Source organism: Streptomyces sp. CA-179760, from assembly GCF_050937045.1.
Lineage (GTDB): Bacteria > Actinomycetota > Actinomycetes > Streptomycetales > Streptomycetaceae > Streptomyces.
In genome coordinates this window covers 4,418,277-4,436,618 of sequence record NZ_JBNJLZ010000001.1, presented here as the reverse complement: position 1 = coordinate 4,436,618, position 18,342 = coordinate 4,418,277, and the positions used below count along the sequence as shown (strand labels likewise).

Below are 18,342 nucleotides of genomic sequence, written 5' to 3'. Positions count from 1 at the left end.
CGTCGGTCGTCAGTCGGACAGACGCGCGCCGGTCGACGTCGAGAACACGTGGGTCTCGCCGGAGCGGGGCACGATGTGCAGCTCGCTGCCCTTCTCCGGGACGTCACGGCCGCTGACGCGGACCACGAGGTCCTTGGACTCCTCGCCGACCTTCGCGGTGCCGTAGACGTAGGCGTCGGCGCCGAGCTCCTCGACGACGTTCACGGTGACCGCGAGGCCCTGCTCGGCGTCCGAGACGTCGAAGTGCTCGGGGCGGACGCCGACGGTGACGGTCTTGTCGGTGGCGGCGGCGATCGCGTCGCGCTGCACCGGCACGACCGACTTGCCGAACTTCACGCCGCCGTCGGTGATCGGCACCTCGACCAGGTTCATCGCGGGGGAGCCGATGAAGCCGGCCACGAAGAGGTTGTTGGGCTTGTCGTACATGTTGCGCGGGGTGTCGATCTGCTGGAGCAGACCGTCCTTGAGGACCGCCACGCGGTCGCCCATCGTCATGGCCTCGACCTGGTCGTGGGTGACGTAGACGGTGGTGATGCCGAGGCGGCGCTGCAGGCTCGCGATCTGCGTACGGGTGCTGACGCGGAGCTTGGCGTCCAGGTTGGACAGCGGCTCGTCCATGAGGAACACCTGCGGCTCACGCACGATGGCGCGGCCCATGGCGACACGCTGGCGCTGACCGCCGGAGAGCGCCTTCGGCTTGCGGTCCAGGTAGTCGGTGAGGTCGAGGATCTTCGCGGCCTCCTCGACCTTCTGCCGGATCTCCGCCTTGTTGACGCCGGCGATCTTGAGCGCGAAGCCCATGTTGTCGGCGACGGTCATGTGCGGGTAGAGCGCGTAGTTCTGGAACACCATGGCGATGTCCCGGTCCTTCGGCGGCAGGTGGGTGACGTCGCGGTCGCCGATGTGGATGGTGCCGGCGTTGACGTCCTCGAGCCCCGCGAGCATGCGGAGCGAGGTGGACTTGCCGCAGCCGGACGGGCCGACGAGGACGAGGAACTCGCCGTCCTCGATGTCGATCTCCAGCGCGTCAACAGCGGGCTTGTCGGTGCCCGGGTAGATCCGGGTCGCCTTGTCGAACGAGACAGTGGCCATGATGAACTAACCCCTTCTACCGGCAGGAACGTGCCGGACGATCCGAGTAGGAAGGCGGTGCCACGACGGTGATCCGTTGTGGTGTAGTCCACGCGTGTGAACTGGCTCAGGACGGTACCTGGCGTTCACGTGGTCTGTCAGTACCTCCGCCCCTGTGAACTTCGCGGAAATTTTCGACGGGGCCCCTCGGGGACCTGGGTACACTGCTCGGGCACGTGCGGGTGCACACCCGTACGGGCCTCCTTAGCTCAGATGGCCAGAGCAACGCACTTGTAATGCGTAGGTCGTCGGTTCGAATCCGACAGGGGGCTCCGCATCGCCCAGGCCGGGTCTCTCCGGGCCTGGGCTTTTTCATGGGGTGCGTGGGGTGCGGAGGCGGCGGGCGATCTCGAGCTGGTCGTTGTCGAGGGGGCGGCCGTCCTCGATGTCCCACAGGGTGTTCTGGAGGAGGCGGGCGAGGGTCCAGGCCCGGGCTCGGGGGCGGTCGAGGGCGAGGACGTCGGTCATGGCGTCGAAGCGCCAGAGGATGTCGTCGGGGTCGTAGCGGTTGTCGAGGGCCGGCCAGAGTTCGAAGCCGGGGTCGCCGGACAGGGGCTTGGGGTCGATCGCCAGCCAGTGGGCGCGGTCGGACGCGAGGACGTTCTCGTCGTGGAGGTCCCAGTGCAGGAGGCGGTCGCCCGGTTCGTCGACGACCTCGCGTACGGCGGCCGCGCAGTCGGCGACCAGGCGGCGGGCCTCGGGGTCCGGGATGCGGCCGAGGGCCCACGGGGTCCGGTCGAGCATGGCCCGGGCGATGTCGCCGAGGCGGCGCAGGCCGGGCGGGGCGGGGAAGGAGGTGAGGTGGGCGAGGAGCTCCGCGATCGTGACGACGGCCTGGTGGGTGTCCGGCACGTGGGAGAGCATGCGGGTCTCGTCGAGGCGTTCCAGCAGCATGGTGCAGGTCGGCTCGTCGTGGTCGATGAGGCGGACCGCTCCGTCGCCGTTCCAGACGCGCAGCGCCACCGGTTCGCCCTCGCTCTCCTCGTCGAGGATCTGGAGCTTGAGGACCGCGGGGGCGCCGTCGGGGCAAAGGACCGGGAGGACCAGGGCGCAGACGCCGTGCATGAGGGGTCCGTCGGGTTTCAGTTTCCAGTGGTCGAGGAAGTGGGCCGTGCGGGCGGGCAGTTCGGTGATGAAGGCGCGGCCCGCTTCGCCGTTGAACTTCTCCTGTGACGCGGCCAGTTCCCGGGGAATCTCGATCACGTTTCGCACGGTAGTGGCGTGGGCCGGGTGAGGCACGCGAATTCGGGGCGGCCGGAGTGGGTCCGGGGAGGCCGTATCTCGGGGGCGGTATGTCGTACCTGTGTGCGAGCATCTCGCCAACGACCACTGATCCAGGGGGGATTGCCATGTCGGGTACCGACGCATGTCCGAGACCGAGACCGAGATCGCGCGCGAGACGGGGGCGGGCCGTCGCGTCCGCCGTCGCCGTCTCGCTGTTCGCCTCGCTGCTGAGCCTGACGGGGGCGGGGACCGCGGTGGGGGCCGCGGCCGGGGTCGCCCAGGACGCCGAACCGGAGTGTGCGCCGCTCGCGCTCGCCCCGTTCGGGGACCCGGGTGACGCCGTCGGCAGGGCGACCGTCCCGGCGCAGGGCAGCGCCTGCTTCACCGTGACCGCCGGCTCGGCCGGACCGCACCTGGTGACCCTGGACGACAGCGGCAACAACGCCTACGCGCAGCTGTACGACGCGGACGGCGCCCAGGTCGACTGCTACGCCGACGAGGCCCGCACCGAGGGCTGGTGCCAGGTGCCCGCGGCAGGTACGTACACCCTCAAGGTCGTCAACAGCGGCTGGGTGGACGACGAGAAGACCGAACTCACCGTCGTCCCGCTCGGCTCGGACACCCGAGGCTGTGCCGAGCCCGTCGGCACCGGCTGGGACACGCCGGCCGTGATCCGGAGCGCGGCGAGCCCGCTGGCCGTGGACTGCCAGGCCTTCGAGGCCCGGCCCGGTGAGCGGATCAGGCTGAACCTGCAGCGGAAGGTGTACGGCGAGTCGGTCGCCTGGATCACCGACGAGAGCGGTGCCCGGATCTGCGAGCGGTTCCCGGAGGACGGCGAGGACAGCTGTGTGCTGCCGGGCGACGGCCCCTACCGGGTGCTGTCGAGTGTCTCCCGCTCGGAGAACGGCTTCCCCGCCGCCTACGCGCTCCAGGTACGCCGGCTGAACGACCCGCAGGGCTGCACGACCGCCTCCGTACTGCCGTACGGGCCGCTGAAGCCGCAGGACTTCCGCACCGACCTCTGCTACACCTTCACCGCCGGGCGGGCCGGGCCGTACACCGTGCACGCCGTGGACGAGGACAGGTCGGCCGGGGCGGTCCGGGTGTACGACGCCGAGGGGCTGACCGTGTGCGACTCCGGCACCGACCCGTGCCGGATCCCTGAGGCGGGTACGTACACCGCCGTCCTGGGCAGCTACCCCTTCGAGGTCTCCCGGGACCGGCTGGTCGTGTTCGACCGGGCTTCCGACGCCGGCTGCGTGGAGATCGGCACCGGCCTGTACAAGGGCGAGCTGAGCACGGTCGGGCAGTACGACTGCCTGACGCTGCCCGTGCCGAAGGGCGCCCACCTCGCCGCGCTCACCGCCAACTCCTCGGCCGGGCTGACCCCCGAGGTGGAGGTCCTGGACCGCGCGGGCACCCCGCAGTGCGACAGCGAGGCGCTCGGCGACGGCGACTGCGCGCTGACCGGTGAGGCACCGTTCCGCGCGCTGGTGCACACCGAGGACGGCGGTGACTCGGCCACCGGCCCCTACGCGGTCGCCTTCCACCGCACCGACGCCGCCGAGGGCTGCCCCGCCCTGCCCGCGGGCAGTTTCGCCCCGGACGGTGCGAAGGCCACGCTGACCACGGGCGACGGCGTCTTCTCACACTGCCTGGGCATCCCGGCCGACGCGCACTCGAACGCGGAGCTGCTCCAGCTGACCGCGACAGCGGGCTCCGCTCCGGCCGGCTTCTCGGTGCTCGACTCCGACGGCAAGCGCGTCTGCGACCGTTACGCCACCACCGACGGCTGGACGATCTGCTCGCTGACCCCGGGCAAGGCCCACACGGTGCTGGTGACCGGCCGGGACGAGGCCGCGACGTACAGCCTGACCCGGCGTGACGTCACGGCGAGTGCCTCCACGGCCGGCTGCTCCAAGACCGCCGCGGTGAAGGTCGGCGGGGCGTCCCTGAAGAGCGCGTACGCGGCGCCGGGCACCATCAACTGCCACCAGGTGACCACCGCCGCGGCGACCGACGTCGTACACGTCGACGTGCGGGACGCGCTCGGCACCGCCAGCAGCGCGGTGGTCGCCGGGGACGGCCGCGTGGAGTGCTCCTTCCGCAACGCGTCCTGCGCGGTGAGTGGTTCGGCCACCCACCAGGTTCTCGTGCAGACGCCGGCCCATCTCGAGGCGGCGCCCGCGTACCACCTGGACCGGCTGCGGATCGCGACCGCGGACGGGCCCGCCCCGGAGTGCGTGAAGGTGCCGTCCGTCTCCTTCGGATACGGGCCGGTCACCGGCACGCTGGACGAGTCCCGCACCGCCGTGTGCGTGGCGCTGCCCACCGCCGGATTCGACCGGTTCGACACCGACATCAAGGACACGGCGGGCGCCGGCGTCAAGGCGGTACCTGCGCTGTACGACACGCACACCTGGAAGAACGGCTGCACCCGCTTCATCCCGGAGGACTACGACTGTTCCGTCCAGGGCCCGTCCTCCGCGAGTACGCCGTCGCTGTTCCTGCTCGGCCTGCCGGAGAAGGCGTCGAGCACGGCCTACAGCGCCGAACTCATCTGCTCGTCCGCGCTGTGCGGCACGGAGAAGACGGACGTCACCGCCGTCAGCCCCGACACGGGTGCCACGGGCGGCAAGGTGAAGCTCACGGTCACCGGCACCGCGCTCGGGAAGGACGTCACGGTCCGGCTGAGCCAGGCCGGCAAGACGATCGAGGCGAAGGCGGACTCGGTGGGCGCGGACAACCGGACGGTGACCGCGACCCTGGACCTCACGGGCGCGGCGACCGGCACCTGGAACGTCAGCGTGATCACGCGTGGCTGGGAGTTCCAGCGCGGCACCTTCACCGTGACGCCCCGGCCCGAGCTGGAGAACACGGCGGCACCGAAGGTGACCGGCACGCCCAAGGTGGGTGGCGAGGTCACCGCGGCGCCGGGCACCTGGTCGGGGGCGCCGACGTCGTACACGTACCAGTGGAAGGCGGACGGGGCCGCGATCGGCGGCGCCACGGGGTCGGCGTACCGGGTCCCGGCGGCCCAGGCCGGCAAGAAGATCAGCGTGACCGTGACGGCGGTCAGGAGCGGCTGGCAGAGCGGGTCGGCGTCCTCGCCGTCGGTGACCGTGGCCAAGGGTGACGCGCCCAAGGCGACGAAGCCGCCGGTGATCAGCGGGACGGCCGAGGTCGGCAGGACGCTGAAGTCGTCGGCCGGGACGTGGAGCCCGGCGGCGTCGTCCTTCTCGTACCAGTGGTACGCCAATGGCGAGGCGATCAGCGGGGCGACGAAGTCCTCGTTCGTGCTGAAGGCGGCGCAGCAGGGCAAGAAGATCACCGTGAAGGTGACGGCCCACCGCGCGGGGCACAAGGACGGGTCGGCGGTGAGCACGGCGACGAAGGCAGTCGCTCGCTGATCTGCCGGTGGCAGACCCCATTTCTCTGGAGGGCCCCGTCGCGAGCGGGGCCCTCCTCGGTGTCTTGTCAGGACGTCACGGCTCCAGGACCACCTTCCCCGTCGTCCCCCGGCTCTCCAGCGCCCTGTGCGCGGCCGCCGCCTCGCGGAGCGGGAAGCGCTGTACGGCCGGGGTGAGCCGGCCGGCGGCGGCCTCGGTGAGGGCGCGCAGTTCGAGGGTGCGCAGGGGGTCGGGGCCGCCGGCCTTGCCCAGCATCGCGGGGCCGAGGACCTGCTCGGAGACGCCGTCGACGAGGTAAGGCTCGCCGTCGAGGATGCCCTTGCCGGACCAGCCGAAGACGATGTGCTTGCCGCCGGGGCCGAGGAGGGCCACGGCCTCTCGGGCCACGTCGCCGCCGACGCCGTCGAAGACGACCGTCACGCTCCGGCCGCCGAGATGGGCGCGGACCTTCGCGGGCCAGGCCGGGTCCCGGTAGTCGACGGCAAGATCGGCACCGTTCGCCTGTACACGGGCGGTCTTGTCCGGCCCGCCCGCGAGGCCGATGACGGTCGCCCCGGCGTTCTTGGCGTACTGGACGATCAGCGTGCCGATGCCTCCGGCGGCGGCCGGGACGACAGCCACCGAGCCGGGGCCGAGGTCGGCGAACTGGAGGATCCCCATCGCCGTACGGCCCGTGCCGATCATGGCGACGGCCTCGGCGAAGTCCAGGTTCTCCGGGATCTCGTGCAGGCGTTCGGCCGCGGTGACGGACAGTTCGGCGTACCCGCCCGGGACGAAGCCGAGGTGGGCGACGACCCGCTTGCCGAGCCAGGGGCCCGCGACGCCATCGCCCAGGGACTCGACGACGCCGGCGACCTCGCGCCCCGGGATGGTGGGAAGCGGCGTCTGCTCGGCCGCGGGGCCGCCCCGCATGCCCTCGCGCAGGGCGGCGTCCAGGAGGTGGACGCCCGCCGCCCGTACGGCGATCCGGACCTGCCCGGGGCCGGGCCGGGGGTCCTCGGCCCGCTCGTGGGTGAGGTTCTCGGCCGGGCCGAAGGCGTGCAGGCGGATGGCGTGCATACGAGGCTCCTCGTGTCGCGGTGGTCTGCCGCCAGCCTTCAACCTCAAGCTTGCTCGAGGTCAAGCTCCCGCCGCCCGAGGGCCAGGGACACCGCCGTCAGGGCGCTGTTGAAGGAGACCTCCGAGAGCACGCCGGGGGCCGCGACCTGGTCGCCGGCCAGATAGACACCGTCGCCCCGGTCCACGGCGGGCCGGTCGCGCCAGCTGGTGCCGGGCAGGTCGACCGCGCCCGTACGGCCCGCCGCGACGGACTCGCGCCGCCAGGTGACGCGCTCGCGCCAGCCCGGGAACCCCAGGTCGAGCAGCTGCTCGGCGCGGGCGGTGCCGTCGGACTTGGACTCGTGCGGGGCGAGCGGGATCTGCCCCTGGATGAGCTGCTCGCCGGCCGGGGCGAGGCTGCGGTCCTGGGCGGTGAACCGTTCGAGCCAGCCGGGCGCGTCCAGGTCGGAGACCGCGAAGGCGTCCCCGCGCCGCGTGCGCACGGCCAGGTCGACGAGGGCGGTACGGCCGCTCGGCCAGGTCAGGGACGCGTCGTCGAGCAGGCGCCGGGCGGCGTCGAGGGAGGTGGCCACGACGACCGGGGTGTCGGTGGGGAGCGTGTCGACGCGGGACAGTGTCTCCATCCGGACACCCAGGTTCCAGGCCCGGGCGGCCATCCGGTCGATGAGGCCGGCCCAGCCGCCGCGCGGGTAATGGGCCTCGGGCGGCAGCTTGGTGGCCCGGCGCAGGCGCTCCAGCACGAACGCGGCCGACAGGGAGCCGGGGTCGTGATGGAAGAGGGCGACGGCGGAGTAGTGGGCCGCGGCCCGGGCGCCCTCCTCGCCCGCGATGCCCCTCGCCCAGGTCAGGAAGTCGACGTCCACGGGCGCCTGCCGGGCGGACCGGCGCAGCAGCTTCAGCATGGGGAAGGGCGGGGTGCGGCGCAGCACGCCGTGGTGGCGCAGCCGTAGCCGGGCGCCCTCCAGGGGCGGGAGCGGGGCGAGCGGGCCGATGAGGTCGCGCTGCTTGAGCCAGGCCCAGTGCGGGCCGCCGCTGTAGAGGGCGTGCGGCCCCTCGTTCGTGCGGTACGGGCCCTCGGCGGTGCGGGCCCGGCCGCCGAGGGTGTGGTGGGTTTCGTGGAGGGTGACCTTGACGCCCGCCTCGGCGGCGGTGATCGCGGCGGTCAGTCCGGCGAAGCCGCCGCCGATGACGGTGATGCGGTGCATGACTGGGATCTCCCTGAGGCCTGAGGTCGAAATCGCCTTCGGCATTACGACCGCCCGCGCGGGCCGGAATGTGACATGGCCGGTGTTCGCGCAGGTCAGGGGGTGTTGTCAGTGGTGGGGTGCAGCATGGGGACATGGCGAGGAGAGCGGCGGGCGGTACGGGTGTGAAGGGCGCGCGGCGACCGGAGGTGCGGCTGCCGGTGCTGGAGCCGTACGGGGGCGGTGAGCTGGAGCCGGACGGGGACTACGACGGGCTGGAGTTCCGGGACGCGGAGCTCACCGGGCAGGACGGGGCGGGGGCCCGTTTCATGGACTGCGCGCTGACGGGGTGCGCGCTGGACGAGACCAGGCTGCGGCACGCCCGCTTCCTGGACTCGGCCCTCACCGGCGTCCGGGGCGTCGGCACCGACCTCTCCGAGGCGACCCTGCGGGACGTGGAGCTGACCGACGCCCGCCTCGGCGGGCCGCAGTTGCACGGGGCGGTGCTGGAGCGGGTGCTGATCCGCGGCGGCAAGATCGACTATCTGAATCTGCGCACGGCCCGGCTCAGGGACGTCGTCTTCGAGGGCTGTGTCCTCGTCGAGCCGGACTTCGGGGGCGCCCGCCTGGAGCGGGTGGAGTTCGTGGACTGCGCACTGAAGGGCGTCGACCTGCACGCGGCGACCCTCACGGACGTCGACCTGCGCGGGGCCGCGTCGCTGGAGATCAGCCGGGGTTTCGACCGGCTGTCGGGGGCGGTGATCAGTACGACGCAACTGCTGGATCTGGCGCCGGTGCTGGCGATGGAGTGGGGGATCAGGGTGGAGGGCTGACGGCCAGGGCCGCGCGCGGCTCGGCCGGCGTCACGCGAGTCGGGGAAAGCGCGCCTGGAGGGTCCAGATCGCCGGGTTCTCGGCGAGGTCGTCGTGCAGATCGGTGAGGTCGGCGATCAGGTCGTGCAGGAAGTCCCGGGACTCGCGGCGCAGTTCGGAGTGGGAGACGGTGAGCGGGGGCTCCTCCGCGCGCATCCAGTCGGCCTCGATGTCCACCCACCCGAAGCGGCGCTCGAAGAGCATCCGGTCGGTCGACTCGGTGAAGTCCAGCTCCGCCCGCTGCGGCCGGGACGCCCGCGAGCCCGCCGGGTCCCGGTCGATCCGCTCCACGATGTCGCACAGCGCCCACGCGAAGTCGAGCACCGGCACCCATCCCCAGGCTGTGGACACCTCGTGATCGGTCTTGGTGTCCGCCAGATAGACGTCACCGCAGAACAGGTCGTGCCGCAGGGCGCGGACGTCCGCACGGCGGTAGTCGGTCTGCGGCGGGTCCGGGAAGCGGTTGGAGAGGGCGTAGCCGATGTCGAGCACGGGTGTGATGCTGTCACGGCCCTCATAAGATCGAGAGCGTGGCCCGGTCCGTACGTCTCGTCCCCGCCCTGCTCGTCTCCGCTCTCGCCCTCACGGCCTGCGGTGGGGTCCACGGCACCCCCGGCGGTTCCGGCGTACGCGACCCCTACTTCCCGAAGGCCGGAAACGGCGGCTACGACGTCATCCACTACGGCCTGCGCCTCGCCTACGACCCGGACGCCCACCACCTCACCGGCACGGCCACGCTCACCGCGCGGGCGACCCAGGACCTCACCGCCTTCAATCTGGACCTGGTCGGCCTGGAGGTCGGCGAGGTCACCGTCGGCGGCGAGACGGCCCGCTGGAACCGCGCCGGGCAGGAGCTCACCGTCCGGCCGCGCGAGGACCTCGGCCGGGACGAGACGTTCCGTGTGACCGTCCGCTACTCCGGGGCGCCCGAGACCGTCACCGACCCGGACGGCTCCCAGGAGGGCTGGCTGCGCACCGGCGACGGGGTGCTCGCGCTCGGGGAGCCGACGGGGTCGATGGCGTGGTTCCCCGGTAACCACCACCCGTCCGACAAGGCGTCGTACGACCTCACGGTGACCGTGCCGGGAGGGCTCCGAGCCGTCTCCAACGGGGAGTTGCGCGACGTCACGACAGCCAGGGGCGGCCGTACGACGTTCAGCTGGCACTCCGCCGAGCCCATGGCGAGCTACCTCGCCACGCTCGCGATCGGCCGCTACGACATCGCCCGCTCCACCGCCCGGGACGGTCTGCCCGTGTACACGGCCGTCGACCTGGAGGAGAAGGAGGCGAGCCGCGCGGTGCTCGCGCGCATCCCCGAGATCCTGCGCTGGGCGGAGCGGCGGTTCGGCCCCTACCCCTTCTCCTCCACCGGCGCGATCGTCGACCGCGCGGCCGAGGTCGGCTACGCCCTGGAGACCCAGACCCGCCCCGTCTTCCCCGGCGCCCCCGGCCTCACCCTCCTCGTCCACGAACTCGCCCACCAGTGGTACGGCGACTCCGTCACTCCCAAGAGCTGGCGCGACATGTGGCTCAACGAGGGCTTCGCGACATACGCGGAGTGGCTGTGGCGGGAGGACCACGGCGGACAGAGCGCGCAGGAGTCCTTCGACGCGCTGTACGAGAACGGGGAGAAGACGTACAAGGACCTCTGGGCGTTTCCGCCCGCGAAGCCGGTGGATGCCGCGAACATCTCCGGTGATCCCGTCTACCAGCGCGGCGCGATGGTCCTCCACAAGGTCCGCCAGGCCGTGGGAGATGACAGGTTCTTCGCCATCCTGCGGGGGTGGGCGACGGAGCATCGGCATGGGAACGCGGACACGGCCGAGTTCACGGCGTACGTCGAGGAACAGGCGCCCGGGGAGGACTTCGAGGGGATCTGGGAGGACTGGCTGTACGGGGAGGGGAAGCCGGAGCGGCCGTGAGGGAGCCGTAGCGCCATGGGGGCTTGGGCGCACGCGGGTCTGCGGGTGCGTTGTGGCTGGTCGCGCAGTTCCTCGCGCCCCAAGAAAGGCCGGAGCCCCCGGGCCCTCTACAAGGCCGGGGGGCTCCGCCGTCAAAGACGGCTCGGCGTCCGTCAGACGTTCACGCCGAAGTCCTGGGCGATGCCGACCAGGCCCGAGGCGTAGCCCTGGCCGACCGCGCGGAACTTCCACTCCGCGCCGTTGCGGTAGAGCTCGCCGAAGACCATGGCCGTCTCCGTGGCCGCGTCCTCCGACAGGTCGTAGCGGGCGATCTCGGCGCCGCCGGCCTGGTTGACGATGCGGATGTAGGCGTTGCGGACCTGGCCGAAGTTCTGCGAGCGGTTCTCGGCGTCGTAGATGGACACCGGGAAGACGATCTTCTCGATGTCGGCCGGGAGGCCGGCGAGGTTGACGTTGATCGCCTCGTCGTCGCCTGCGCCCTCGCCCGTGCGGTTGTCACCGGTGTGGACGATCGTGTTGTCCGGGGTCTGCTTGTTGTTGAAGAACACGAAGTGGGCGTCGGAGAAGACCTTGCCCTGCGTGTTGACCGCGATCGCGGACGCGTCGAGGTCGAAGTCCGTGCCGGTGGTGGTGCGGACGTCCCAGCCGAGGCCCACGGTGACGTCGGTCAGGCCCGGAGCCTCCTTGGTGAGCGAGACGTTGCCACCCTTGGACAGGCTTACAGCCATTGTTGGGAGTCCCTTCCCTCGTTTACGTACGGCAGTACGGCAAAGCAGCTGCGGCAAAGAAGCTACAGCTACCCCCCTGAACGTAGAGAGGGGTACGCGAGGTTCCAGCTCCTTTACTTTCTTTACTCGCGATTATTGGGATGACGTGGACCGGACAGAAGCGGGAACATGGACGCATGTCTGGTCCCCACGTCATCCGCGGCTCCGTCTCCCTGCCCGAGGCCGAGCTCATGTGGCGTTTCTCGCGGTCCTCGGGGCCCGGCGGGCAGCACGTCAACACCAGTGACTCGAAGGTCGAGCTCAGCTTCGACCTGGCGAAGACCGAGGCGCTGCCCGAGGTGTGGAAGCAGCGGGCGCTGGAGCGGCTGGCCGGGCGTCTGGTCGACGGAGTCGTCACCGTGCGGTCCTCCGAGCACCGCTCCCAGTGGCGCAACCGGGAGTCCGCCGCCGTACGCCTCGCCGCCCTCCTGGCCGAGGCCACCGCACCCCCGCCCAAGCCCCGCAGGAAGACCAGGATCCCCCGGGGTATCAACGAGCGGCGGCTGCGCGAGAAGAAGCAGCGCTCGGAGACCAAGCGCGGCCGGTCGGAGCGGGGCTGGAGCTAGTCCAGCTCCAGTACCCCCACCGTCTCGCCCCCGCTGGTCTCCCCGTTCAGGCGGAACCCGAGCCCCAGGTAGAAGCCCTCGGGGCCGTTCGACCCCGGGTGCCACGTGACGTAGAACTGTTCGGCGCCGCGCCGGCGCAGCTCGGCGGCGACGGACTCGACGGCGAACCGGCCGTACCCCTTGCCCTGCTCACCGGCCGCGATGTTCAGCCGCCACAGGCCCGAACGCAGCACGCTGCCGTCCTCGTACCAGTCGATGTCGAGGCAGGCCATGAGGAAGCCGACCGGGCGGTCACCGTCGACGATCAGGCGGGGCCAGGCGACGCCGGGATGCACATATGCCTCGGCGAGCGACTTCACGACCGGGGCGACCGCGTGTTCCTGGTCGGGGCGGACGCGGATGGCGAGGGCGGCGTCGAGGTTCGCGGAACTGATCTCTTCGAGATGCGGGCCGGTCGTCATGCGCGCACCCTAGCCAGGCGGTCCGCCGCCCGGCCAACGGTTTCCTCAGCCCAACTGCCGGTACCGCCCCCGGAAGTACGCCAGCGGCCCGCCCTCCGCGCTCGGCACGCGAGCGGTCAGCACGCGGCCGATGACAAGCGTGTGATCGCCGGCCGGTACGCGCTGCTCGGTGCGGCACTCCAGGACGGCCAGGGCGCCGCCCACCAGGGGCGCTCCGCTGTACTCGCCGCGCGTGTACGGGATGTCGGCGAACAGCAGCCGGTCGCTGACCCGGCCCTTCATGGCGAACCGGCCCGCGATGTGCCGCTGGCTCTCGGACAGGACGGACACCGCCCAGTGGGGCTGTTCGTCGAGCAGGTCGTCCATGCGGGAGCCCTCGCGCAGGCTCACCAGGACCATCGGCGGGTCCAGGGACACCGACATGAAGGCCGTGGCCGTCATGCCCACGTCCTCGCTGCCCGGTGCTGAGGGATCGTCCGGGTCGAGCGGCGGCTCCTGCGCGGTCACCAGGACCACGCCCGAGGCCAGCCGGGACATGGCGGCGCGGAACTCGTCGTTGCTCACCCCCTCAGCATGCCCGGAGGCGGGTGACGGAATGATCGGGGACGTGGCGGACCGAATGATCGGGGACGCGGCAGGGGGAGTGTTCGGCACACCGGAAACGCTAATCTCCGCCCCGCGCGTTCCGCATCGGGCCTCCGCCCGATGACGGTCCTAGGACTCCCGACGGACGCCCCGCCCCTTCGGGCTTCACTGCCGGGCGGGGCCGTTGGGGCCGGAGACGGCGCCGAGCTGGGCCAGGCCGTCGAGGATGTCGGTGCAGGTCCAGTATTCGACGAACCTGCCGTCGGCGGCGCGCAGGATGTCGTGGCCGCTGAAGGAGATCTTCGTGCCGGCGGGGGCCGTGGCGTGCGGGATGCCGCCGGTGTAGGTGGCACGCATGGTCCAGCGGGCGGCGATCAGGTCGCCGTCGACGATCGGGCCGAGGTCGACGGTGATGGCGATGTCGCCGAAGGCTGCCATGGTCTGCTCGATCTCGGGCAGCAGCCGTTCCGGGCCGGTGACCGCCTCGGAGTCGCTGCCGTCGGGGCGTGCCTGGTGGACGAGGAATCCGGGGTCGAGGATGTCCTCGGCGTGACTGAAATCGCCGCGCCACAGCTGGCTCCAGCGGTTGTAGAGGGCGCGCAGTCGATCGGGGGTGTGCGTGGTCATGCGGTCTCCCATGGGGCGTGATCGTGATCGTGGTGGTGGTTGTGGTTGTGGTGGTGGTCCGGCAGAATCATCTGCGCAACACATAATCTGCGTGACACAGGTATAAGTACAGGGGTTATCTCGTGACCGATCGAACCCGCGCGGAGGTGGTCGCGGCGGTCACCGCGGCGGCGCGGCGCCACCACGCCGCTTACACCCTGTTCAACCAGGCCCTGGCCGAACGGCTCGGCCTGCACCCCACCGATCTGCAGTGCGTGAGCCTGCTCGGTCTGGAGCCCGGCCCGCACACGACCGGGGAGATCGCGAAGCTGACGGGGCTGACGTCCGGATCGGCCACCCGTCTGGTGGACAGGCTGGAGAAGGCCGGCCTGGTCGAACGCCGCCCCGGCGTCGACGACCGGCGCAAGGTGCTCGTCTCCCTGGCCGCCCGGCGCAGTCCTGAGGTCGATGCTGCCTGGGAAATCCCCGGCAGGGCTTTCGGTGAGGCGCTGGAGGAATTCACCGACGACGAACTCGGCGTGGTCGAACGCTACCTGCGACGCCTCACCGATGTCGGCGGCGAACAGGCCGTCCGCATACAGAAGGGCTGATTGCAGAAACTCCAGGCAATTGTTCAGCTTTACCTGTGACTTGAGTCACAAGGGGCAGTAATTGTTGACCCTGTGTACCGAGTGAGCAGCGCGCTGTGATTCAGTGGCGGGGAAGCTGCCAGGACGTACGCCGATGAGAACCCTTGATTCTTGATTCGCTGCGAGGTACTCGGGGGGGAGGGCGAGCATGGAGACCGAGTCGGAGCCTTACGTCCGTCTTGCGTCCCTGCGACAACTGCACCAGGTCATGGCCGACATGAACACGGCCCGCAGCCTGGCGGACACACTGCAGACCGTCGCGGAGGGCGTCGTCGCCGCTCTCGGCTACGAAATGGCGTGCGTGAACCTCGTACGACCCGACGGCGATCTCGTCGTCGCCGCCTTCGCCGGGAACCCCGCCGCCGAGGCCCTCATCACCGGCCGCGTCGGCTCACGCGAATCCTGGGAACGCCGCCTCGGCATGGGCGAGCACTGGGGCGACCTGGTGTTCATACCCCACACCGAGGGCTGGGTCCTCGACGACGACGACGTCCCGCAGTGGTACACCGACGGCCCCGCGCCCCGCTTCGAGGACGAGTGGCATCCGGCCGACCGGCTCTTCGCGCCCATGTACGCGCCCGGGCCGCAGGGAAGCGCGGCATGCGGCGAGCTGATCGGCGTGCTCTCCGTGGACCGCCCGCGCAACGGCCGTCACCCCGGCGCCTGGGGCCGCGAGGCGCTCCAGATGTACGCCTTCCAGGCCGCCATCGCGATCAGCAACGCCCGGCTGCGCGCCAATATGCAGCGCGCGCTCGTCCGGCTGGAGCGCGAGCAGCAGGCGCTGCGGGCCAGTGAGGAAAGCTTCAGGCAGGCCTTCGAGTACGCCCCGTCCGGCATGGCCATCGCCGAGATGGGCGGCGACCAGCACGGCCGGATCCTGCGCACCAACGACGCCCTGTGCCGGCTGCTGGGCCGCCCCGCCTCCGCGATGCGCCGCTACTCCTTCTCCGACCTGGTCCACCCCGAGGACATAGGCACCCTGCTCCGGACCTCGGCGGAGGGCGGCCGTGCGGAACTACGCCTCGGCCGCCGCGACGGCACGTACGTCTGGGTCAGCCTCCGCAACTCCGTCGTCGCGGACGCCGCCGACGGCCCGCGCTTCCTCCTCACCCACGTCGAGGACATCGAGGAGCGCAAACGCCGCGAGCTGCAGCTCGCCCACCGCGCCTCCCACGACTCGCTCACCGGCCTGCCGAACTCCGCCGAGCTGCGCTCCCGCCTGTCGTCGCGGCTCTGCCAGCGCGCCGCGCCCCCGCACTCCGTCGTCGCCGAGTCCCATGACGCGGCCTACGGCCACCCCGCCTTCGACGTCGTCGGCCCCGGCTTCGACTTCCGGCAGGCCGCCGAGCCGTACGACGCCTACGACCACCATGTGCACACCGTCGCCCCGGACGGCGACCATGACGACGGCACGAAAGGCCTCGCCGTCCTCTTCTGCGACCTCGACGGCTTCAAGTCGATCAACGACCGGTTCGGGCACAACGCGGGTGACGCGGTTCTCATCGAGGTCGCCCGGCGACTGAGCAACCAGGTCCGCGACGGCGACACAGTCGCCCGGCTCGGGGGTGACGAATTCGTCATCCTCGCGGACGGACTCGGCCGGGCCGACGCGCAGGACCTCGCGGTCCGCCTCCGCAACGAGATCATCCAGCCCATCCGCGCCGAGGGGCGTGCCGTCCGGGTCGGGGCCAGCTTCGGCATCGGATGGGCACACTGTGGAATGACGGCGGACGAAGTGTTGAAATCCGCTGACGAGCGGATGTACGTCGAGAAACGATCTCGTCCCAAACAACACAGACGCGCTGGGTGAACCCGAGGTCAGCGAGTTGATGCGGTCTGAGTCACCTGTTTGGGTCACTGGGAGCGGGTAGGCTCGCTGTCTTACGACCCGTACCGCATCGCACCGCACCTGACTGAGGAGACCAAGGGATGACGCCCGGCAACAACGGCGCGAGCACGCCCGAGGACGACGACCCGTTCGGCTATCTCTACGCCGACGGGCAGGCCAACGGAGCCCAGCCGCCGTCCGGGGGCTACGGCTACCCGAACTCGGTCAACCGGGTGCGTGCGGTCGGCACCCGCTCCTACGGCCAGCAGCAGCCTCAGGCGCAGGCGGGCGCGGGCCAGACCGCGGCGTACGGCCAGGGCCCCCAGCAGCAGGGCGGCCACGGCCGGCCGAACGCGCACTACGCGGCCCCCGAGACACTGCCCGGCGGCGGAGCGGCCACCTCCCCCCAGCACCAGGTGCCCGGCGGCGGGGGCGGCCGGGGCGGCCGCGGCCCGAACACCAAGGGCCTGCTGATCGGCGCGGTCGCGGTGGTCGCGGCGGTCGTGATCGGCATCGGCATCGCCATGCTGAGCGGCGACAAGGAAGACAAGAAGCCCGAGGACCAGGCCGGCTCGGATCAGAACCAGTCCCAGAGCACCGAGCCGAGTCCGTCGGCCAGTAAGAGCGCGGCGAGCCAGGCCGACCTGCCGAAGGCCGACGCGAAGGCCCTGCGCCTCAGCCCCGGCATGTCGACCGCGTCGGAATTCAAGGGCGCGAAGGCCGACGGTGGCGTCTATGTGACGGGCTTCAACCAGGTCGGTGCCAAGATCACCTGGACGGTGGACGGTATCGAGAAGGCCGGCGCCTACACGCTCTACGTGAACTACGGCGTCCCGGGCACGGACGCCGACGCGACCCTGGTGGTCAACGGCGATGCCCTCTCCAGGCCCTTGAGCATGAAGAACTTCGGGGGCTCGCCCAAGGGCGACTGGGAACAGGGCTGGAAGAACACCTTCGCCACGGTGAATCTGAACAAGGGCACCAACACCATCGAGCTCGCCTGCAACGAGGGCAACAAGTGCGACGCGGTGCTCGACCAGTTCTATCTGAAGAAGGGCAGCCGGACGAGTTGATACGTCGGCGGCACGAGCGGAACCGACCAACCGCGCTCTACGCCGCAGACGCCTCGCCCGTCACCGTCACGCTCCCCAGCAACTCCTCGTACACACCCCTGTCGAACTCCCCGGCCACCGGCGCCCGCACCGTCGCCGCCGACAAGGCCGTCGCCCGGGCCAGGCGGTCCGGCCAGGGGAGGTGTTCCACCAGGCCCGAGAGCAGGCCCGCGACCGCCGAGTCGCCCGCGCCTGTCGGGTTGCCTCGTACCAGGGTCGGTGGGGCGGCGCGCCAGCGGCCCTCGAGGGTTACCGCCAGCAGGCCTTCCGCGCCCAGGGACGCGACCACCGCGCGCGCACCCCGGCGGCGGGCGTCCTGGGTGGCTCGCACCGGGTCGTGGGAGCCGGTCAGTTCTGCCAGTTCGTCGGTGTTGGGCTTGATGATGTCGGGGCGGGCGGCGACGCCTCGCCGCAGGGGTTCGCCGCTGGTGTCCAGGAGGACCGGGACCGAGAAGGAGCGGGCCGTGCGGACCAGGCCCGCGTACGCGCCCACCGGGACGCCCGGTGGGAGGCTGCCGCACAGGGCCACTGCCGAGGCGGACGCCAGCAGGGTCTCGTAGGTCTCCTGGAAGGCCGACCACTCGGTGGGGGTGATCGTCGGGCCCGGTTCGTTGAGTTGCGTCGTGTCGCCGGACCGGTCGTCGACCACGGCGACGGTGCGGCGGGTCGGGCCCGCGACCGGGACCAGCGCGTCCACCACGCCCGGCGCCGGGGCCAGGAGTTCCTGGACGACCCGGCCCGTCGCACCGCCCGTGAACCCCGTCACGGTCACCTCGTGCCCGAGGGCCGCGAGGACCCGGGCGACGTTGACGCCCTTGCCGCCGGGGCGTTCCGTCACCTCGGAGACGCGGTGGGAGGCGTGCGGCCTGAGGGACCGTACGCGGTAGGTGATGTCGAGAGCGGTGTTCAGCGTGACCGTGAGGATCACCGGGCCGACCTCCCCCAGACGCGCTTGTTGCCGTGAA

17 protein-coding genes and 1 tRNA gene are annotated in these 18,342 nt (G+C 71.4%); 8 read left to right on the top strand and 10 right to left on the bottom strand.

Annotated features, from left to right (window positions below; genetic code table 11):
• Window positions 1-9: 9 nt before the first annotated feature.
• Entirely contained in the window at window positions 10-1,092 is a 1,083-nt protein-coding gene (locus ACQEV8_RS19825) for an ABC transporter ATP-binding protein (protein ID WP_432962009.1), read from the bottom strand.
• Window positions 1,093-1,329: 237 nt separating this feature from the next.
• On the opposite strand from ACQEV8_RS19825, the gene ACQEV8_RS19820 reads away from it, so the two are divergent.
• Window positions 1,330-1,403, top strand: a tRNA-Thr gene (locus ACQEV8_RS19820).
• A 40-nt stretch (window positions 1,404-1,443) separates the two neighbouring features.
• On the opposite strand, the gene ACQEV8_RS19815 is transcribed toward ACQEV8_RS19820, so the two are convergent.
• Window positions 1,444-2,343, bottom strand: a complete 900-nt coding sequence (locus ACQEV8_RS19815) for an aminoglycoside phosphotransferase family protein (RefSeq protein WP_432962006.1) — start codon at window positions 2,341-2,343, stop codon at window positions 1,444-1,446.
• A gap of 137 nt (window positions 2,344-2,480) precedes the next feature.
• Between ACQEV8_RS19815 and ACQEV8_RS19810 the strand changes: the two genes are divergently transcribed.
• Window positions 2,481-5,765, top strand: coding sequence for a Tat pathway signal protein (locus tag ACQEV8_RS19810; protein ID WP_432962003.1), 3,285 nt, complete (start codon window positions 2,481-2,483; stop codon window positions 5,763-5,765).
• Window positions 5,766-5,840: 75 nt separating this feature from the next.
• Here ACQEV8_RS19810 and ACQEV8_RS19805 read toward each other — a convergent pair whose 3' ends face one another.
• Together ACQEV8_RS19805 and ACQEV8_RS19800 are read right to left on the bottom strand one after the other, a co-directional pair.
• Window positions 5,841-6,824, bottom strand: a complete 984-nt coding sequence (locus tag ACQEV8_RS19805; RefSeq protein ID WP_432962000.1) for a zinc-binding dehydrogenase — start codon at window positions 6,822-6,824, stop codon at window positions 5,841-5,843.
• Between the two features lie 44 nt (window positions 6,825-6,868).
• Entirely contained in the window at window positions 6,869-8,029 is a 1,161-nt protein-coding gene (locus ACQEV8_RS19800) for an NAD(P)-binding protein (protein WP_432961998.1), read from the bottom strand.
• A 134-nt stretch (window positions 8,030-8,163) separates the two neighbouring features.
• Here ACQEV8_RS19800 and ACQEV8_RS19795 point away from each other — a divergent pair, with 134 nt between their 5' ends.
• Window positions 8,164-8,841, top strand: a complete 678-nt coding sequence (locus ACQEV8_RS19795; protein ID WP_432961996.1) for a pentapeptide repeat-containing protein — start codon at window positions 8,164-8,166, stop codon at window positions 8,839-8,841.
• A 30-nt stretch (window positions 8,842-8,871) separates the two neighbouring features.
• Here ACQEV8_RS19795 and ACQEV8_RS19790 read toward each other — a convergent pair whose 3' ends face one another.
• Window positions 8,872-9,372, bottom strand: a complete 501-nt coding sequence (locus ACQEV8_RS19790) for a hypothetical protein (RefSeq protein WP_432961994.1) — start codon at window positions 9,370-9,372, stop codon at window positions 8,872-8,874.
• Window positions 9,373-9,410: 38 nt separating this feature from the next.
• Here ACQEV8_RS19790 and ACQEV8_RS19785 point away from each other — a divergent pair, with 38 nt between their 5' ends.
• Window positions 9,411-10,802, top strand: a complete 1,392-nt coding sequence (locus ACQEV8_RS19785; protein ID WP_432961992.1) for a M1 family metallopeptidase — start codon at window positions 9,411-9,413, stop codon at window positions 10,800-10,802.
• 152 nt (window positions 10,803-10,954) lie between these two features.
• Here the strand turns inward: ACQEV8_RS19785 and ACQEV8_RS19780 are convergent, their stop codons facing one another.
• The gene (locus tag ACQEV8_RS19780) at window positions 10,955-11,530 is read right to left on the bottom strand and encodes a TerD family protein (protein WP_382495033.1); all 576 of its coding nucleotides are present in this window, start codon (window positions 11,528-11,530) and stop codon (window positions 10,955-10,957) included.
• A gap of 176 nt (window positions 11,531-11,706) precedes the next feature.
• On the opposite strand from ACQEV8_RS19780, the gene arfB reads away from it, so the two are divergent.
• Window positions 11,707-12,135, top strand: a complete 429-nt coding sequence (arfB, locus tag ACQEV8_RS19775; RefSeq protein WP_432961990.1) for an alternative ribosome rescue aminoacyl-tRNA hydrolase ArfB — start codon at window positions 11,707-11,709, stop codon at window positions 12,133-12,135.
• On the opposite strand, the gene ACQEV8_RS19770 is transcribed toward arfB, so the two are convergent.
• The 3 genes from ACQEV8_RS19770 to ACQEV8_RS19760 all read right to left on the bottom strand — a co-directional run bounded on the left by ACQEV8_RS19770 (window position 12,132) and on the right by ACQEV8_RS19760 (window position 13,808).
• On the bottom strand, window positions 12,132-12,596 hold the full coding sequence (locus tag ACQEV8_RS19770; protein WP_432961989.1) for a GNAT family N-acetyltransferase: 465 nt from the start codon (window positions 12,594-12,596) through the stop codon (window positions 12,132-12,134). The two genes, arfB and ACQEV8_RS19770, sit on opposite strands and share 4 nt — an antisense overlap.
• 45 nt (window positions 12,597-12,641) lie before the next feature.
• A complete protein-coding gene (locus ACQEV8_RS19765) occupies window positions 12,642-13,250 on the bottom strand; it encodes a flavin reductase family protein (RefSeq protein ID WP_432961987.1) in 609 nt (202 codons plus the stop codon).
• Between the two features lie 96 nt (window positions 13,251-13,346).
• Window positions 13,347-13,808: an ester cyclase gene (locus ACQEV8_RS19760; protein ID WP_432961985.1), complete on the bottom strand. Its 462-nt coding sequence runs from the start codon at window positions 13,806-13,808 to the stop codon at window positions 13,347-13,349.
• A 122-nt stretch (window positions 13,809-13,930) separates the two neighbouring features.
• Here ACQEV8_RS19760 and ACQEV8_RS19755 point away from each other — a divergent pair, with 122 nt between their 5' ends.
• From ACQEV8_RS19755 to ACQEV8_RS19745, 3 genes are all read left to right on the top strand, one after another.
• Window positions 13,931-14,398 carry a MarR family winged helix-turn-helix transcriptional regulator gene (locus ACQEV8_RS19755; RefSeq protein ID WP_432961983.1) on the top strand — a complete coding sequence of 156 codons (468 nt, stop codon included), beginning with the start codon at window positions 13,931-13,933 and terminating at the stop codon, window positions 14,396-14,398.
• Between the two features lie 187 nt (window positions 14,399-14,585).
• The gene (gene cdgB / locus ACQEV8_RS19750) at window positions 14,586-16,247 is read left to right on the top strand and encodes a diguanylate cyclase CdgB (RefSeq protein ID WP_432961981.1); all 1,662 of its coding nucleotides are present in this window, start codon (window positions 14,586-14,588) and stop codon (window positions 16,245-16,247) included.
• A gap of 119 nt (window positions 16,248-16,366) precedes the next feature.
• Window positions 16,367-17,338, top strand: coding sequence for a carbohydrate-binding protein (locus tag ACQEV8_RS19745; protein ID WP_432961979.1), 972 nt, complete (start codon window positions 16,367-16,369; stop codon window positions 17,336-17,338).
• 37 nt (window positions 17,339-17,375) lie between these two features.
• Here ACQEV8_RS19745 and ACQEV8_RS19740 read toward each other — a convergent pair whose 3' ends face one another.
• Entirely contained in the window at window positions 17,376-18,305 is a 930-nt protein-coding gene (locus tag ACQEV8_RS19740; protein WP_432961977.1) for a 1-phosphofructokinase family hexose kinase, read from the bottom strand.
• Window positions 18,306-18,342: the final 37 nt, after the last annotated feature.

Bases quoted from the DNA above. Each gene is read 5' to 3' on its own strand.
- ACQEV8_RS19825 (WP_432962009.1), bottom strand. From the start codon at position 1,092: ATGGCCACTGTCTCGTTCGACAAGGCGACCCGGATCTACCCGGGCACC.
- ACQEV8_RS19810 (WP_432962003.1), top strand. From the start codon at position 2,481: ATGTCGGGTACCGACGCATGTCCGAGACCGAGACCGAGATCGCGCGCG.
- ACQEV8_RS19805 (WP_432962000.1), bottom strand. From the start codon at position 6,824: ATGCACGCCATCCGCCTGCACGCCTTCGGCCCGGCCGAGAACCTCACC.
- ACQEV8_RS19800 (WP_432961998.1), bottom strand. From the start codon at position 8,029: ATGCACCGCATCACCGTCATCGGCGGCGGCTTCGCCGGACTGACCGCC.
- ACQEV8_RS19795 (WP_432961996.1), top strand. From the start codon at position 8,164: ATGGCGAGGAGAGCGGCGGGCGGTACGGGTGTGAAGGGCGCGCGGCGA.
- ACQEV8_RS19780 (WP_382495033.1), bottom strand. From the start codon at position 11,530: ATGGCTGTAAGCCTGTCCAAGGGTGGCAACGTCTCGCTCACCAAGGAG.
- arfB (WP_432961990.1), top strand. From the start codon at position 11,707: ATGTCTGGTCCCCACGTCATCCGCGGCTCCGTCTCCCTGCCCGAGGCC.
- ACQEV8_RS19770 (WP_432961989.1), bottom strand. From the start codon at position 12,596: ATGACGACCGGCCCGCATCTCGAAGAGATCAGTTCCGCGAACCTCGAC.
- ACQEV8_RS19760 (WP_432961985.1), bottom strand. From the start codon at position 13,808: ATGACCACGCACACCCCCGATCGACTGCGCGCCCTCTACAACCGCTGG.
- cdgB (WP_432961981.1), top strand. From the start codon at position 14,586: ATGGAGACCGAGTCGGAGCCTTACGTCCGTCTTGCGTCCCTGCGACAA.
- ACQEV8_RS19745 (WP_432961979.1), top strand. From the start codon at position 16,367: ATGACGCCCGGCAACAACGGCGCGAGCACGCCCGAGGACGACGACCCG.